Raw genomic sequence first — 16,545 nt, 5'->3', positions numbered from 1 at the left:
CCGAACGGGGGCAAGCCCCCTCGCCGCAAAAGCTCGATTACTTGGGGTATAGCGGAGGCAGCCCGCTATCACCCACCGGGTCCTGAATCCGTTCGGCAATCGGGATGGCCTTGATCGCCCGCCACAGTTCTTCGCCTTGCCAGTGCTGACCGGTTTCGCTGTAGAGCGCACCGTTCAAGCCGTCCAGCGCATCGGACAAGGGCACGAAACGGGCGGCCATGTCGGCCAGGGTTTCCGGTTGTTGCCGCGCCCAGGCGTCGAGCGCCTGGCGGGTGGCGTGTGGATCGTTCGCCAGGCAGGCGCGCTTGAGGTCATCCAGCACGGTGCGCGGGCTTGGGCCGGTCTGCGTGGCACGCAGGATCGCCGGTTGCCAGCGCGCTCGCCACCACAGGCCGAAGCCGAGCAGGGTGGTGCAGGCCAGGATCAGCGTGCTGAGTTTCCAGCGCCACAGGGTTTCGCTATCCGCGACGAAACCGGCCTGAGGCATCCCGGCTGGCGTATCGACCTGCATGCTCGGATTGTTCGCGACCTGCAGGGTGCGCGCCGGCAGGCTGCTGCGTTCCAGATGATCTTCGAAGGTGTTCCACCAGACTACGTCCACTGCTGGCAACTCGATGGCACCGCTGCGCGCAGGCACCAGGGCCTCACGGTCTTCACGACTGCCGATCAGGCCGCGTTCGCTGTTCTGGTTACCCAGTACCGGTTGATCCGGGTAGCGCCGCAAGCCGTTGACATCGGTGGCTGGCAGCGGTGGCAGTTGCGAACTGGCCAGGCCTTCAACCTTGAGGATCAGGCTGCGGGTCAGCGAGTCGCCGACCTGCGCATGGTCCGGTTCCGGATTCCAGCTTTCGCTCAGGGTTACGCTGCGGGCCGGCAACCAGGGCAGATCGGCAGGGTAGGTGATCGGTTTGGCCTTGACCGTCAGCAACATTTGCGTAGAGCTGACGCGCATCAGCTTGCCGGATTTTGGCACTTGGGCGGCGGCGTCCTGTGCCGGCTGGGAGTCGACCAGTGTGGCGCTGAAGATCTGCGCCGGAATCGCCAATTCGCCACTGTGTTGCGGATAAATCGCGTAGCGCATTTCGATCACGCCATGGCGCAGACCATTGATGACTTTCTCGTAGGTGCGCGACTCGCCCAGCTGTTCGATGCGCGCATCGGGCACCTGCAATGGGGTCAGGCTGCTGTCGTCGTACAGCGACACCGAATGGTAGATGCGCAAAGTCAGGATCGCCTGGGCCTGCACGTACACACTGCTCTGGTCGAGGCTGGCGTCGATGAACACCGGGGCGAGTTTGGTCGCGGTGTCCTGGTTTTCGCTCTCGACCACTTGCAGTGTGATCGACTGGCTCTGCGCCTCGCCCAGTTGCAACGGCGGAATGGTCACGCTGCCGTTTTCCTTGGGCAGCAAGGTAATGATCCAGCGCGTGGTCGCGCGGTTGTCGCCACTGAGGGTGTTCAACTGGTTGACCTGTCGGGTGCCGCGCACTTCGAACATCGGCTCCAGCGGGTTCAGGTCCGGCTTGCCAAACTGGGTGACGTCGCTGGATTCAAGAGTCAGCTCGACCGTCTCGCCGGAGTTCAGGCGACTGCGATCAACGCTGGCAACCAGCCCCTCTGCCTGTGCCTGGACGGCACAGCACAGCAGGGCGAGTATGAAGAGGGTGAAGCGGGTCATCGAGTTTTTCCCTGATCCTGATGTTGTTGCTGTTCGTACCAGAATTTGCGCCGGAGCAATTCACCCGGATCATCCGGGATCTTGCGCAACCATTGCTCCAGTGCTTGAAGCTGTTCGCCTTCGATCGTGTCGCTGGTCGGGCGCGGTGGCGGCCGGGTGCTTTGCTCGTCGCCCAACTCGCTGCCCGGCACTTCATTGGCGCCCGGTTTCGGCGGCGAGGTGGCCTGTTGTTGGGCGTCCGGTGTGGTCTGTTGGACGTCGGTCTGCGGTTCACCTTCGCTCGTCGGTTGCGTGGCCGCGCCGGGCTGCGATTCTTGCGCGGCGGACGGTGCCTTGTTGTCGTCAGGCGTTTCGGGCTCTACCGGCGGCGGGGTGTTTTTCTGTTTGAGCAGACTCTCCACCAACGCTTTGTTGGTCAAGGCCGGGCGCAGATCCGGTTGCAATTCCAGCGCCTGTTCGTACGCATCCAGCGCAGCTTCCAGCTCACCGCTTTTGGCCAGGGCGTTGCCTCGATTGTAGTGGGCGTGGGCGTCACTGCCTTGGGCAAACCGCTGGGCGGCGCCACTGTAGTCGCCGGCTTCATACAGCGCCACGCCTTGCCATTGCGGGTCCTGGAAATACTGCGCAGCCCTGGCCGGATGGTCTTGCCTGAGCAAGTGCAGGCCCCGTTGATCGGGGCGCAGCCATAAGTCTTCGAAGTCGAAGGCATAACTCGGTTGTGGCAGCGCCAACAGCAACGGCAGGCAGAACAACCAGCCGCGCCGCCCGGCACACGCCGCCAGCAGCAACAGCGGCAGCAACAGCCAGTAACCCTGGTCGGCCCAGGTATCGAGACGCAACATTTGTCCGTCATTGCGTAGCATGCGCGGGCCATCCAGCAGGCCAAGCGCACGCAGGTCGGCCTCGTCCAGTTGCGCCTGGCGATAGCGTCCGCCGAGATCATGGGCAAAAGCTTTAAGGCTTGAGTTGTCCAGGCGCGGCACCAGAATGGCGCCCTCGCTGTCCTTGAGGAAGCTGCCATCCTCCTGAGCCACCGGCGCACCCTCGGCGGTGCCGATGCCCAGCATCAAGAATTCGGTTGAGTGACCGTCCAGAGCCTTATGGATGCCTTCGCGTTCCTGTTCGGTCAGGGTCGAACCGATCAGCAGGATCCGGCCATCGCCCAGGGCTCCCTGACTGAGCAACGCAAGGGCCTTGCTCACCGCGAGGTCGGCGCGATGGCCAGCCTCGGGCATCAGCGAGGGTTTCAGCGCATCCAGCAGGTTGCGGCTGGTCGACAGATCATCCGACAGCGGCACCAACGTGTGAGCGCTGCCGGCGTAGACGACGATGGCGGTCTGAGCGTCGCTGCGCACCTCAAGCAGATCGAGGAGCTTGCGCCGAGCCTGCTCCAACCGGTTCGGTGTCACGTCGGTGGCGAGCATTTCCGGGGTCAGTTCAAGCACCACTACCAGCGGGTCGGCGGGTTTCTGACTGTTTTGTTCGACCCGTTGCCAACTCGGGCCGAGCAGCGCCAGCACGGTCAACATCCAGGCCAGGCCCAGCACGACCCATGGCAGTTTGCTGTCGCGTCCGTTGCCGCCGCTGAGCAGTGCGGCGTGAAAGGCTGGCGGCAGAATCATCTGCCAGCGCCCGGCTCGCTTTTGCCGGTGCCAGAGTTGCCACAGCAGCCAGCCGAGTACCGGCAACAGCAACAGCCACCAAGGACGGAACCAGAAAGGCCAGAGCGCGCTCATCGGCGTCTCCGCAGGCGCAGGCGTTTGAGGCGCTGGCGCCAGTCAGGCAGGGGCGATTGCAAGAACAGGTCCTTGGTAAACAGGCGTTGCAACGGGTTATCCGGCCAGCGCTCGCGAACGACCAAGAGCATGCTCAACAACAGAGCCAGCGCCAGCGGCCAGTGATACAACGCCTGCGCCGGGCGGGCCTGGGTCGGTTGTTGCGTGACGGGCTCGAGTTTGTCGAGGGTGTCCTTGATGATCTGCAGTTCGTTGCCGTCATGGGCGCGGAAGTACTGACCGCCAGTGGCTTCGGCGATGGCTTTCAGGGCCGGCTCATCGAGGTCCAGGCTCGGGTTGACCCCCAAAAAGCCCAGCGTGCCGCTTTCTTCCGGGTTGGCGCCAATGCCGATGGGGTAGATTTTTACCCCTTCGTTGGCCGCCAGTCGCGCCGCCGTCAATGGGTCGATTTCGCCGCCGTTGTTGGCGCCGTCCGTGACCAGAATCAGCACACGACTCTGTGCCGGACGCATGCGCAGGCGTTTTAGGGCCAGGCCGATGGCGTCGCCAATGGCGGTGTTCTTGCCGGCGATGCCGATCCGCGCTTCATCCAGCCACACGCGCACGGTGTGCCGGTCGAACGTGAGCGGCGCTTGCAGATAGGCCTGGCTGCCAAACAGGATCAGGCCGACCCGATCGCCATCGCGGCTTTCGAGGAAATCACCGAGCAAATGCTGCACCAGGCTCAAGCGGCTGACGTCTTCGTCCTGCCACTGCATGTCGGGGAAATCCATTGAGCCGGACACGTCCACCGCCACCAGCAAATCACGACCACTGGCGGCAATCGGCAGCGGTTCACCCAGCCATTGCGGGCGCGCGGCGGCGATCAGCAGTAACAGCCACAACAGCATGAACGGTGCCTGCTGACGCCAGGCCGGCAGGTTCGCCCGAGCGCGGCGGCGGGCCAGGCCTTCGAGGTCATTGAGGAAGCTGACTTTGAGGGCCGGCTCGCCGCTGTCGGCCACTGGCAGCAAGACGCGCATCAGCCACGGCAAGGGCAGCAAGGCGAAGATCCACGGCCAGGCGAACTCAAACATGTTTGCGAATCCAGGTGTCGACGGCCTGAGTCAGGCCGGCGATGGCCTTGTCGTCGAGTTTGCATTCGGGTTTGTAGGCGCCTTCCACCAGCACCATCCAGCGGGTCAGGCCGGCCGCCGGGCAGCGGTTGTCGAGAAAGGCCAGCCATTTGCGCCCGTTGAGGGTGTGGCTCTGGCTGTAGGGGTAGTGGTTGCGGCACAGCCGCTTGAGCAAGCCATTGAGCTGCTGCAGCCAGGCGCCGGCCGGTGCGCCGTCGTAGGGCTTGGGCATTTGCGCCAGTTCGGCCAGCGCGGCGAGACGCACCGGGTCCAGCGGTTGTTCGGCGCGAACGATGGGACGTTTGCGCACGACCAAGTGGCGCATCCGCCACAGGCCAAAGCCGATCAGCGGCAGCAATAACAGCAACAGCCACCAGCCCGGCGCGGGCGGCCAGAATTCGATGGGCGGCGGGCTAATCAGCGGTTGCAGTTGATCGAGGCTGCTCATCGACCTTTCCCCGGTTTCTGTGGGTTCAGGAATTCGCGCAGTTGTTCGACCATCTCGCTCTGGGTGCTCAACGGCATCAGCAACACGCGCAGCTTCTGGGCGAGCAATTCCCAGCGGGCGATGCGTGCTTCGGCCTGGGCGCGATAGGTCTGGCGCAGTTCGAAATTCAGGGTGTCGAGTTCCAGTTGCGCGCCGCGTTCGGCGAAACGCAGCAAACCGGCGGCGGGCAGGGCGTGATCCAGCGGATCGGAGAGGGGCAGCAGCAACAGGTCGCAATGGCGCGACAGCAGGCTCAACTGTTGTTCTGAACCTTCAGTCAAGGCGCGCTCGTCACAGATCACGATCACCAGACTGCCGGGCCGCAACACTTCCCGCGCCCGACGCAGGGCCAGGTTGAGGGAGTCGCGGTTCTGCTCGGTTTCGGTGTGCAGCGATTGATTGACCCGCACCAGCCGGTTGAGCAATTGCAGCAGGCTCTGTTTGCTGCGCCGCGGCTTGATTTCGTAATGCTCGTTGTCACCGAACACCAACCCGCCCACCCGGTCGTTATGACCCAGCGCGGCCCAGCCAATCAGGCTGGCAGCCTGAGCGGCGAGCACCGATTTGAACATCAGGCCCGAACCGAAAAACAACCGGCAACTTTGCTCGACCATGATGAAAATCGGCCGTTCGCGTTCTTCATGGAACAGTTTGGTGTGAGGCTCCTGGGTACGCGCAGTCACGCGCCAGTCGATGGTGCGCACATCGTCACCCGCCTGGTACACCCGCACCTGGTCGAAATCCACCCCGCGCCCGCGAAATTTCGAGTGGTGCAGGCCAATCAGGGGGCTGCGCTGGCTCGGCGTGGAAAACAACTGCACTTCCCGCACGCGATGGCGCATGTCGATCAGCTCGGCGAGGCTGATACGGATGCCCGGCTCGGGCGGCAGTAGGGCGTTCATCGGGGTCAAGCGACGGCTACGACGTCGAGAATCCGCTGGACCACCCGGTCCTGGTCGATGCCAGCAGCTTCGGCTTCAAAGGACAGAATGATGCGATGGCGCAGCACGTCAAACAGCACGGCCTGGATGTCTTCCGGGCTGACGAAGTCGCGGCCGGCCAGCCAGGCGTGGGCGCGGGCGCAGCGGTCGAGCGCAATAGAACCGCGAGGGCTGGCGCCGTAGGCAATCCAGTCGGCCATTTCCGGGTCGAACTTGCCCGGGTTGCGCGTGGCCATGACCAGTTGCACCAGGTATTCCTCCACGGCGTCGGCCATGTACAAACCGAGGATTTCCTTGCGTGCGGCGAAGATCGCCTGCTGGCTGACCCGGCGTTCCGGCTTGGTTTCGCCGTTCAGGGCTTCGCCACGGGCTTGCTGGAGGATCTTGCGTTCAACCGCGGCGTCCGGGAAACCGATTTTCACATGCATCAGGAAACGGTCGAGCTGCGCTTCGGGCAGCGGGTAAGTGCCTTCCTGCTCGATCGGGTTTTGCGTGGCCATTACCAGAAACAGTGGCGACAGCTCATAGGTGCTGCGCCCGACACTGACCTGGCGCTCGGCCATGGCTTCGAGCAGCGCCGACTGAACCTTGGCCGGGGCACGGTTGATTTCGTCCGCCAGCACCAGGTTGTGGAAGATCGGGCCTTGCTGGAAGACAAAGCTGCCGGTTTCCGGGCGATAGATTTCGGTACCGGTAATGTCGGCAGGCAACAGGTCGGGGGTGAACTGGATGCGGTGGAACTGCGCTTCGATCCCTTCGGCAAGTTCTTTGATGGCCTTGGTCTTGGCCAGGCCCGGGGCGCCCTCGACCAGCATGTGGCCGTCGGCAAGCAACGCGATGAGCAAACGCTCGATGAGTTTTTCCTGGCCGAGAATCTGCGTTGAAAGAAAGGTTCGCAGCGCGAGCAGCGCTTCACGATGTTCCATCGATGACTGTTCCTGGAAAAGGTGGCCGAAGTCGTTCGAATAACGCTTGGGCTGGGGGCGTTACTTTAATCCATCGCGGGGGGCGGGGACTAACGGCATTTTGTGCAAAGTGCGGGAAATGGTTGGGCTAATTGCTGGATTTTTTCTAACAGGGGAGTGATTGGGTGGCTGTGCCGGCCCCATCGCGAGCAGGCTCACTCCTACATTGACGGTGTACGACGATCAATTGTAGGAGTGAGCCTGCTCGCGATGAGGTCAGATCCAACACCTCAAATCTGGCTGATAAAGGTGCCAGTGCCTTTAAGAATGTTTTGCAAGGTTTCCTCGACTTCAGCCAAATCCCCCGCATCCGTGTTGTGAATGATTTCCAAAGAATCATCCCCATTCAGCGCATCCGCATCCGCCGCGGCGATTTCGATCAGCAGGCGGGTAGGGCTGAGGGTGACTTTCACTCCGTCCAGCGTCGAAGGCTCGCCGTCGAGGGTGATTTCCAGTTCGTCCTCGTCCGGGTAGCGGCTCATCAGGAACATGTCACCCGCCTCACTGTGGCAGCAGAGCATGGCCATGTTGTCTTCCTCGTCATCGCAAGGGTTCACAATCAAGAGGGCGGTGGTCATTTGCATGGGAAATTCCTGGCTCGACGAGCGTGGTGAAGACGCACAAAGCGCAATTCTGCCAGCCCAACGGAATTTCTGCTCGGCTGAGTGTCAGAGGAGGGGCGTGGACACCTGGAGTGTTACTGGTCATTTCTGGTACGCAGGTGCCGGAAAACCGGGGATAAAACGCCCGTTTTTGCCTGCGGCTGCTAGTGTTGTTCGAGGCGTGTGCCGCCAGTTGCGTACCGATGACCGAATATGTCGCAGCACCGCAAGCACGGGCCTCGCCGCACTCGTTAAGCTGCGCAACGGATGAGCACCTGTAAAGACATTGCGCTGTTCGCAGCCCAGTCGGTTTTGCAGATGCCCATTCATGGAAGGTGAATGTGACCTGAGTGTCTCGTCCAGCTTCACCCACCTGTCCCCTGTTTCCTCTGCCCGAGAATCAGGAGCAGGGTGACGGATCGCCCCGAAAGGGGTTTTGCACGCGACGCTTCCATCAATAACAAGCCCAAGCGGAGTACCACAGATGGCGTTCTTCACCGCAGCCAGCAAAGCCGACTTCCAGCACCAACTGCAAGCGGCACTGGCACAGCACATCAGTGAACAGGCACTGCCACAAGTGGCGCTGTTCGCTGAACAATTCTTCGGCATCATTTCCCTGGACGAGCTGACCCAGCGTCGGTTGTCCGACCTCGCCGGCTGCACCCTTTCTGCGTGGCGCCTGCTTGAGCGCTTCGATCACGCGCAACCGCAAGTGCGCGTCTACAACCCCGACTATGAACGCCACGGCTGGCAGTCGACCCACACCGCGGTCGAAGTGCTGCACCACGACCTGCCATTCCTGGTGGACTCGGTGCGTACCGAGCTGAACCGTCGCGGCTACAGCATTCATACCCTGCAAACCACTGTGCTGAGCGTGCGTCGCGGCAGCAAGGGCGAATTGCTGGAAATCCTGCCCAAAGGCACCCAGGGCGAAGGCATTCTTCAAGAATCGCTGATGTACCTGGAAATCGACCGTTGCGCCAACACCGCCGAGCTCAATGTCCTGAGCAAAGAGCTGGAGCAGGTACTCGGTGAAGTCCGCGTCGCCGTCGCCGATTTCGAACCGATGAAAGCCAAGGTCCAGGAAATCCTCACCGGTCTGGACAACAGCCAGTACGCGGTCGACCCTGAAGAAAAAGGCGAAATCAAAAGCTTCCTGGAATGGCTGGTGGGCAACCACTTCACGTTCCTCGGCTACGAAGAGTTCGTGGTACGCGATGAAGCCGACGGCGGCCACATCGTCTACGACCAGGATTCCTTCCTCGGTCTGACCAAACTGCTGCGTACCGGCCTGACCTACGATGACCTGCGCATCGAAGACTACGCCGTGAACTACCTGCGCGAACCGACTCTGCTGTCGTTCGCCAAGGCTGCGCACCCAAGCCGTGTACACCGTCCGGCTTACCCGGATTACGTGTCGATCCGTGAAATCGATGCTGACGGCAATGTGGTCAAGGAATGCCGTTTCATGGGCCTGTACACCTCTTCGGTGTATGGCGAGAGCGTGCGGGTCATCCCGTACATCCGTCGCAAGGTCGAAGAAATCGAACGCCGTTCCGGCTTCCAGGCCAAGGCTCACCTGGGCAAGGAACTGGCGCAGGTGGTTGAAGTGCTGCCGCGCGATGACCTGTTCCAGACCCCGGTCGACGAACTGTTCAGCACCGTGATGTCGATCGTGCAGATCCAGGAACGCAACAAGATTCGCGTGTTCCTGCGCAAAGACCCGTACGGCCGTTTCTGCTACTGCCTGGCCTATGTGCCACGTGACATCTATTCCACCGAAGTGCGCCAGAAGATCCAGCAAGTGCTGATGGATCGCCTGAAAGCCTCGGATTGTGAATTCTGGACGTTCTTCTCCGAATCCGTGCTGGCCCGCGTGCAACTGATCCTGCGTGTCGATCCGAAGAATCGCCTCGATATCGACCCGGTTCTGCTGGAAAAAGAAGTGGTGCAAGCCTGCCGCAGCTGGCAGGACGACTACGCGAGCCTGGTCGTGGAAAGCTTCGGCGAAGCCCACGGCACCAACGTGCTGGCTGACTTCCCGAAAGGCTTCCCGGCCGGTTACCGCGAGCGTTTCGCCGCCCATTCGGCCGTGGTCGACATGCAGCACCTGCTGAGCCTGAACGAAAAAAATCCACTGGTGATGAGCTTCTATCAGCCACTGGGTCAGGTGTCCGGCCAGCGCATGCTGCACTGCAAGCTGTATCACGCCGACACACCGCTGGCGCTGTCCGACGTGTTGCCGATCCTGGAAAACCTCGGCCTGCGCGTGCTGGGTGAATTCCCGTATCGCCTGCGTCACACCAATGGCCGCGAGTTCTGGATTCACGATTTCGCGTTCACCGCTGCCGAAGGCCTGGAACTCGACATCCAGCAACTCAACGACACGCTGCAGGACGCTTTCGTTCATATCGTGCGTGGCGATGCCGAGAACGATGCGTTCAACCGCCTGGTGCTGACCGCCGGCCTGCCGTGGCGCGATGTGGCGCTGCTGCGTGCTTACGCTCGCTACATGAAACAGATCCGTCTGGGCTTTGACCTGGGCTATATCGCCAGCACCCTGAACAACCACACCGACATCGCTCGCGAGTTGACCCGGTTGTTCAAGACCCGCTTCTACCTGGCGCGCAAACTGTCGGGCGATGATCTGGAAGACAAGCAGCAACGCCTGGAACACGCGATCATCGTCGCTCTGGACGAAGTCCAGGTGCTGAACGAAGACCGCATCCTGCGTCGCTACCTGGACCTGATCAAGGCCACCCTGCGCACCAACTTCTACCAGACTGATGCCAACGGCAAGAACAAGTCGTACTTCAGCTTCAAGTTCAACCCGCACCAGATTCCAGAGCTGCCGAAGCCGGTACCGAAGTTCGAAATCTTCGTTTACTCGCCTCGCGTCGAAGGCGTGCACCTGCGCTTCGGCAACGTCGCTCGTGGTGGTCTGCGCTGGTCCGACCGTGAAGAAGACTACCGCACCGAAGTGCTGGGCCTGGTAAAAGCCCAGCAAGTGAAGAACTCGGTCATCGTGCCCGTGGGCGCGAAGGGCGGCTTCCTGCCGCGTCGCCTGCCACTGGGCGGCAGCCGTGACGAGATCGCGGCCGAGGGCATCGCCTGCTACCGCATCTTCATTTCGGGCCTGTTGGACATCACCGACAACCTGAAAGACGGCGCGCTGGTGCCGCCGGCCAACGTCGTGCGTCATGACGACGATGACCCGTACCTGGTGGTGGCAGCGGACAAGGGCACTGCGACCTTCTCCGACATCGCCAACGGCATCGCCATCGACTACGGCTTCTGGCTGGGTGACGCGTTCGCTTCCGGCGGTTCCGCCGGTTACGACCACAAGAAGATGGGCATTACCGCCAAAGGCGCATGGGTCGGCGTTCAACGTCACTTCCGCGAACGCGGCATCAACGTCCAGAAAGACACCATCACCGTGGTCGGCGTCGGCGACATGGCCGGCGACGTATTCGGCAACGGCCTGTTGATGTCCGAGACGCTGCAACTGGTGGCCGCGTTCAACCACCTGCATATCTTCATCGACCCGAACCCGGAGCCAGCGAACAGCTTCGCCGAACGTCAGCGCCTGTTCGACCTGCCGCGTTCGGCCTGGTCGGATTACGACACCAGCATCATGTCCGAAGGCGGCGGGATCTTCTCCCGTAGCGCGAAAAGCATCGCGATCTCCCCGCAGATGAAAGAGCGCTTCGACATTCAGGCTGACAAGCTGACTCCGACCGAACTGCTCAATGCCTTGCTCAAGGCACCGGTAGACCTGCTGTGGAACGGCGGCATCGGGACCTACGTCAAAGCCAGCAGCGAAACCCACGCCGATGTCGGCGACAAGGCCAACGATGCGCTGCGCGTGAACGGCAACGAACTGCGCTGCAAGGTCGTGGGCGAGGGCGGTAACCTCGGTATGACCCAACTGGGTCGAGTCGAATTCGGCCTCAATGGCGGCGGTTCCAACACCGACTTCATCGACAACGCCGGTGGCGTGGATTGCTCCGACCACGAAGTCAACATCAAGATCCTGCTGAACGAAGTGGTTCAAGCGGGCGACATGACCGACAAGCAACGTAACCAGTTGCTGGCGAGCATGACCGACGAAGTCGGCAGCCTGGTGCTGGGCAACAACTACAAGCAGACTCAGGCTCTGTCCCTGGCTGCGCGTCGTGCCTTGCCGCGTATCGCTGAATACAAGCGTCTGATGAACGACCTGGAAGGCCGCGGCAAGCTGGATCGCGCCATCGAGTTCCTGCCGAACGAAGAAGCGATCAACGAGCGCGTTGCAGAGGGCCACGGCCTGACCCGCGCCGAGCTGTCGGTGCTGATCTCCTACAGCAAGATCGACCTCAAGGAGGCGCTGCTCAACTCCCTGGTGCCGGACGACGACTACCTGACCCGCGACATGGAAACCGCTTTCCCGCCGACCCTGGTGAGCAAGTTCTCCGAAGCCATGCGCCGTCACCGTCTGAAGCGCGAAATCGTCAGCACCCAGATCGCCAACGACCTGGTCAACCACATGGGCATCACCTTCGTTCAACGACTCAAAGAGTCGACCGGCATGAGCCCGGCGAACGTGGCGGGCGCCTACGTGATCGTGCGTGACATTTTCCATCTCCCGCACTGGTTCCGTCAGATCGAAGCCCTGGACTACCAGGTTTCCGCTGACGTGCAACTGGAACTGATGGACGAGCTGATGCGCCTGGGCCGTCGCGCCACGCGCTGGTTCCTGCGCAGCCGTCGTAACGAGCAGAACGCCGCTCGTGACGTCGCGCACTTCGGTCCACATCTGGCAGCGCTGGGCCTCAAGCTCGACGAACTGCTGGAAGGCCCGACCCGCGAAGGCTGGCAGACCCGCTATCAGGCTTACGTCGCTGCTGGCGTACCTGAGTTGCTGGCGCGCATGGTTGCAGGCACCACTCACCTGTACACCTTGCTGCCAATCATCGAAGCGTCGGACGTGACCGGCCAGAACGCAGCAGACGTCGCGAAGGCTTACTTCGCCGTCGGCAGCGCGCTGGACATCACCTGGTACCTGCAACAGATCAGCGCGCTGCCGGTTGAAAACAACTGGCAGGCCCTCGCCCGTGAAGCGTTCCGTGATGACGTCGACTGGCAGCAACGTGCAATCACCATCTCCGTCCTGCAACAGGGCGATGGCACTCAGGACGTGGAAACACGCCTGGCGCTGTGGATGGAAGCGCACGAAGGCATGATCGAACGCTGGCGCGCGATGCTGGTGGAAATCCGTGCCGCCAGCGGCACGGACTACGCCATGTACGCGGTGGCCAACCGTGAGTTGCTGGACCTGGCGTTGAGCGGGCAAGCGGTGGTAACCACCACTGCAGCCGTTAGTGAAGAGCTGGAGCCGGCGGCCTGATAGGCGCTGGATGAAAAAACCCCGCATGGAGACATGCGGGGTTTTTTTTGCCTGATGGTTATGGGGTCGTCTGCCTCAATACAACTTCCGAGCCGTCTTATTATCCAGCATCGACACTTTATCTGTCGGGCTGGTCAATAAATTACTGAGCGACTGGTCAAACTTTTGCAGCGCCCTGACTTGCACATTCTGTTGCTCGTTAATATCCGAAACGATCTCCGAGCTCGGTTTAAAGTCCGCCCAAAGAGGGCTCAGTGCTTTCGCATCATGCCCTTGTGCGGTGCCAATATAGTTGAGGTTAGTGTCGTAAAAGTCTGCGCTGACATCCGCCGCTATATCCGAACTGCGCGAGGTCATCAACTGGCTGCGGCTGTCGACAATCGCGACCACGTCCGGTTTCGCCGCCTTGAGGCTCTGTATGTCCGGGTACACCGTGACCGAGCCGAACTGGCGCTGCAACGAGGCCTTGATCCAATCCACGGCCAGGTCAGGCTTGGAAGTGGCGACGAAGGCGTCATGAATCGGCTGCACCAGCAAACTCTGGCCGAAACCGGTGCCCGCGTTGGCCTGGTAGTCCTGGAGGTAGGCGCGATTGGTCTGGGTGTTACGGCTGTAGACGATGCCCAGCGAGACGTTACTGCCATTAGGAATAGTCGTGGCATTGCTGCGGCCGACAGGCGCAGTGAAGATGCCGTCCAGCGAAGAGACCGCACTCGGGGCGGTAGGGATCGAGCAGCCGGTTAAAACAACCGTCATCGCCAAGGTACTGACAAGTGCAAATTTCATGGTGTTACTCCAGTGAATCAATCTAAATCGGAAAGTTTGAATGCCGGTAGTGTCCGGCGGTGATTCCAGACTAGACCTGTCTTCACTGAATTAAATAACCAATGGGTGTGCTTGTTGGGAGGTCAATAGTTTTATTTGGTTTAAGTAAAGTCGGTTAATTGCGCCTGGAAATAAAAAGGCCCGAAATCGAAGTTCGAACCAATTTATTTATAGCTGCACGTGCAGCCATCAGTTTTCCAAGGGGATCAACACTTTCTCATCGGGCGACAACACCATGAACACCAGCAGTTTGGCGGGCTGGGTGGCGCTGGCGTTTTTCGAGACCAAATGCTCCGATCCTGCCGGCTCGTACCAGTATTGGCCGGCCTTGTAGGTGATCGCTTTTTCACCCTTCACCTGGGAAGTGATCGAGCCGGAAATCACGTACGCCATGGCCGTGCCTTCATGCTTATGGGCAATCGAGGATTGGCCTGGCTTGTAGTCCACTTCGATCATCATGGCTTTTTTGCCGGGGACGTTTTTCAGCAATTCGTCCTGGAGCACCGTGACCTTTTCTGAAGGGCCTTCGTGGGCGAGCGCGGTGACTGAGGCGGTCAGGGCGAGGACAGCAAGCGGGGCAGCAAGGAAACGCAAAGCTTTCATGGTTCAGTACCTGCGGTGGTTATCGTCAGCAACAACGATAGTCCGCAGGGTGGACCAATCAAACAGCCAATATTCGGGAAGGTGAGGGGACCAATCCAGCCCCCGAATTACGTATGCCTTGTAGCAGCTGTCGAACAACGCGAGGCTGCGTTCGGCGGCTGCTACAGAGCGGCTACAGGGAGCTTTAGCGGATCGGGAAGCTGTTGAAATCCACGGCACTCGCCAGTTGGTGGTCAATCAGGCCGATAAAGCCCTGGACTTCCGGGCAGTTGAAATGCGAGTGCATCGCCGCTTCCGATTGCCAGCGCGCGCTGACGGTCCAGCGGTTGGTGTCCTCGGGGCAGCGGTCGACCATATAAGAGTCGCAGCCCGGTAGCTCGCGCAGGGTTTCGACAATTTTTTGCAGTTGCTTGCCCAGTTCATCCGAGCGGCCGGCGGCAGCCTGCACCTGTACGGTATTGATCACGTCGTTGGACATTGCTCACACTCCTGAATCAGGCCGGACGAATCCTGCTCATTGAGGGATAACGCTTATGCAGGATAGGCCTGCAACCCCGGACCACCAATAGCCAATCACCCGGTAAAGGCGCAGACCAATCTGTCAGGCTACCTGCTGCAAAATGTCGCGCAGACGGTCCAGGGCGGTGTCGATGTCCAGGGTGTCAATCGCGCCAAAACCCAGCAAAAGCCCGGCCTGCGGCGCTTGCTGGAAGTAAAAGGCCTCGATCGAATAGAGCCCGACTTCGACCTTTTTCGCCAATTCAATCACCAGAGCCAGATCGAAAGGCACTTTGCACATCACCACCATGTGGAACCCGGCCGTGGTCGGCACTGGCTCGAACCACGGCGACAGGTCGCCCGCCATGCGCGCCAGGATACGTTCGCGGCGCCCGGCATAGATCGTATGACAGCGGCGGATATGCTTGAGCAGGCAACCTTCGGCGATGAATTTGGCCAGTGCCCACTGCGGCATCGTCGAGGTGTGCAGGTCGGTGAGTTGCTTTGCGCGGATCACCGCTTCGAGAATCGCCGGCGGCAAAATTGCATAGCCGAGCCGCAACTCCGGCAGCAAGGTTTTCGAAAACGTCCCGACGTAGGCGACGATCCCGCGTTCATCCATGCTTTGCAGCGAATCGGTAGGGCGGCCTTCGTAGCGAAATTCGCTGTCGTAGTCGTCTTCGATGATGATTGCGCCCAGTTCATAAGCGCGTTCCAGCAGGGCCACCCGGCGTTCCTGGCTCATCGGCAGGCCCAGCGGGAACTGATGGGACGGTGTGACGTAGATCAGCCGTGTGCCGAGGGGGATTTTGTCCACCTGAATGCCTTCTGCGTCCACCGGTACGCCAATGACCGTGGCACCGTGCGAACCAAACAACAGGCGGGCCGGCGGGTAACCGGGGTCCTCCATGGCGACGATGCTGCCGGGGCGCGTGATCACCCGGGAAATCAGGTCCAGCGCCTGTTGCGCGCCGTTGCACACCACCACGTCTTCGTCCTGGCAATTGACCCCGCGCGAGAACGCGATGTGCCGGGCGATGGCGTTGCGCAGCGCCGGCAGGCCCTCGGGCAGGCTGTAGAAGCCCTTGGAACCGGCAATCTGGCGCAAGGCATGGGAGGTGCAGCGGCGCCAGTCATCCTGCGGGAACTGGCCCTTGCTGGTGGCGCCACCAATGAAGTCATAACGCAACGAGCCTTCCAGCGTCGGATGCCGCAGGAACACCGGCAGTTGGCGCCAGGATTCGATCACCTCAAAACTCGCCAGCTCGGAATGGCTCTGTTTACGGGCGACTTTCGAGGGGCGCGCATTTACGTAAGTGCCCTTGCCGATTACCCCGGTGAGGTAGTTTTCGTAGGTCAGTTGCGCATAGGTGTCGGAAATGGTCTTGCGCGAAATCCCCAGCTGTTCGGCCAGCAAGCGGCTGGGCGGCAGTTGGGTTCCGGCGGCGAGGCGCCCGGATTCGATGGCGCTGCGCAACTGGTTGTACAACTGGCCCGTCAGGTCTTTGCGGCCGTTGATGACAACATGAAGTTCCATACCGGCGAGGCTCCTGCAGCGGTTGAGGCGCGTGTGCGTTGCGCCAGATTACCCGCATGCGCGGCCGTGCAGAAGTTGCGCAGGCGAAAACCCCGGGATTGGCCTGATGCCGAGTGGTCCACGGTTATTCCGCAGAATTGGCTCTGTCACGCCGCTGCCTCGACGACTACCG

Annotated in this window: 12 protein-coding genes; 1 reads left to right on the top strand and 11 read right to left on the bottom strand. The window is 61.1% G+C overall.

The window, feature by feature from the left end:
- Window positions 1-37 precede the first annotated feature (37 nt).
- The 7 genes from J2X66_RS12670 to J2X66_RS12640 all read right to left on the bottom strand — a co-directional run bounded on the left by J2X66_RS12670 (window position 38) and on the right by J2X66_RS12640 (window position 7,506).
- Window positions 38-1,678 (bottom strand): BatD family protein, encoded by a 1,641-nt coding sequence (locus J2X66_RS12670; RefSeq protein WP_310264723.1) that lies wholly within the window; start codon window positions 1,676-1,678, stop codon window positions 38-40.
- Window positions 1,675-3,414 (bottom strand): tetratricopeptide repeat protein, encoded by a 1,740-nt coding sequence (locus J2X66_RS12665; protein WP_310264721.1) that lies wholly within the window; start codon window positions 3,412-3,414, stop codon window positions 1,675-1,677. The genes J2X66_RS12670 and J2X66_RS12665 overlap by 4 nt, the downstream gene beginning before the upstream one ends.
- The gene (locus J2X66_RS12660) at window positions 3,411-4,490 is read right to left on the bottom strand and encodes a VWA domain-containing protein (RefSeq protein WP_310264719.1); all 1,080 of its coding nucleotides are present in this window, start codon (window positions 4,488-4,490) and stop codon (window positions 3,411-3,413) included. Before J2X66_RS12660 ends, J2X66_RS12665 begins: the two co-directional genes overlap by 4 nt.
- Entirely contained in the window at window positions 4,483-4,977 is a 495-nt protein-coding gene (locus J2X66_RS12655) for a DUF4381 domain-containing protein (protein WP_310264718.1), read from the bottom strand. The genes J2X66_RS12660 and J2X66_RS12655 overlap by 8 nt, the downstream gene beginning before the upstream one ends.
- Window positions 4,974-5,918, bottom strand: a complete 945-nt coding sequence (locus J2X66_RS12650) for a DUF58 domain-containing protein (RefSeq protein WP_310264715.1) — start codon at window positions 5,916-5,918, stop codon at window positions 4,974-4,976. The genes J2X66_RS12655 and J2X66_RS12650 overlap by 4 nt, the downstream gene beginning before the upstream one ends.
- 5 nt (window positions 5,919-5,923) lie before the next feature.
- The gene (locus tag J2X66_RS12645; RefSeq protein ID WP_027923426.1) at window positions 5,924-6,883 is read right to left on the bottom strand and encodes a MoxR family ATPase; all 960 of its coding nucleotides are present in this window, start codon (window positions 6,881-6,883) and stop codon (window positions 5,924-5,926) included.
- Between the two features lie 269 nt (window positions 6,884-7,152).
- Entirely contained in the window at window positions 7,153-7,506 is a 354-nt protein-coding gene (locus J2X66_RS12640; RefSeq protein WP_310264709.1) for a hypothetical protein, read from the bottom strand.
- 502 nt (window positions 7,507-8,008) lie between these two features.
- Here J2X66_RS12640 and J2X66_RS12635 point away from each other — a divergent pair.
- Window positions 8,009-12,910: an NAD-glutamate dehydrogenase gene (locus J2X66_RS12635; RefSeq protein ID WP_310264707.1), complete on the top strand. Its 4,902-nt coding sequence runs from the start codon at window positions 8,009-8,011 to the stop codon at window positions 12,908-12,910.
- 75 nt (window positions 12,911-12,985) lie between these two features.
- Here J2X66_RS12635 and J2X66_RS12630 read toward each other — a convergent pair whose 3' ends face one another.
- The 4 genes from J2X66_RS12630 to J2X66_RS12615 all read right to left on the bottom strand — a co-directional run bounded on the left by J2X66_RS12630 (window position 12,986) and on the right by J2X66_RS12615 (window position 16,373).
- Complete coding sequence (locus tag J2X66_RS12630; protein WP_310264705.1) at window positions 12,986-13,696, bottom strand: ATPase; 711 nt, start codon at window positions 13,694-13,696, stop codon at window positions 12,986-12,988.
- 228 nt (window positions 13,697-13,924) lie between these two features.
- Window positions 13,925-14,338 (bottom strand): cupin domain-containing protein, encoded by a 414-nt coding sequence (locus J2X66_RS12625; RefSeq protein ID WP_310264702.1) that lies wholly within the window; start codon window positions 14,336-14,338, stop codon window positions 13,925-13,927.
- 184 nt (window positions 14,339-14,522) lie between these two features.
- Entirely contained in the window at window positions 14,523-14,816 is a 294-nt protein-coding gene (locus J2X66_RS12620) for an antibiotic biosynthesis monooxygenase family protein (RefSeq protein WP_310264700.1), read from the bottom strand.
- A gap of 123 nt (window positions 14,817-14,939) precedes the next feature.
- A complete protein-coding gene (locus J2X66_RS12615; protein WP_310264697.1) occupies window positions 14,940-16,373 on the bottom strand; it encodes a PLP-dependent aminotransferase family protein in 1,434 nt (477 codons plus the stop codon).
- Window positions 16,374-16,545: the final 172 nt, after the last annotated feature.

Origin of the sequence: Pseudomonas sp. 3296 (assembly GCF_031456615.1) — a bacterium.
Taxonomy (GTDB): Bacteria; Pseudomonadota; Gammaproteobacteria; order Pseudomonadales; family Pseudomonadaceae; genus Aquipseudomonas; species Aquipseudomonas mucoides.
Note: the sequence above shows the minus strand (reverse complement) of the source record. Positions and strands in the feature narration are given on the sequence as shown.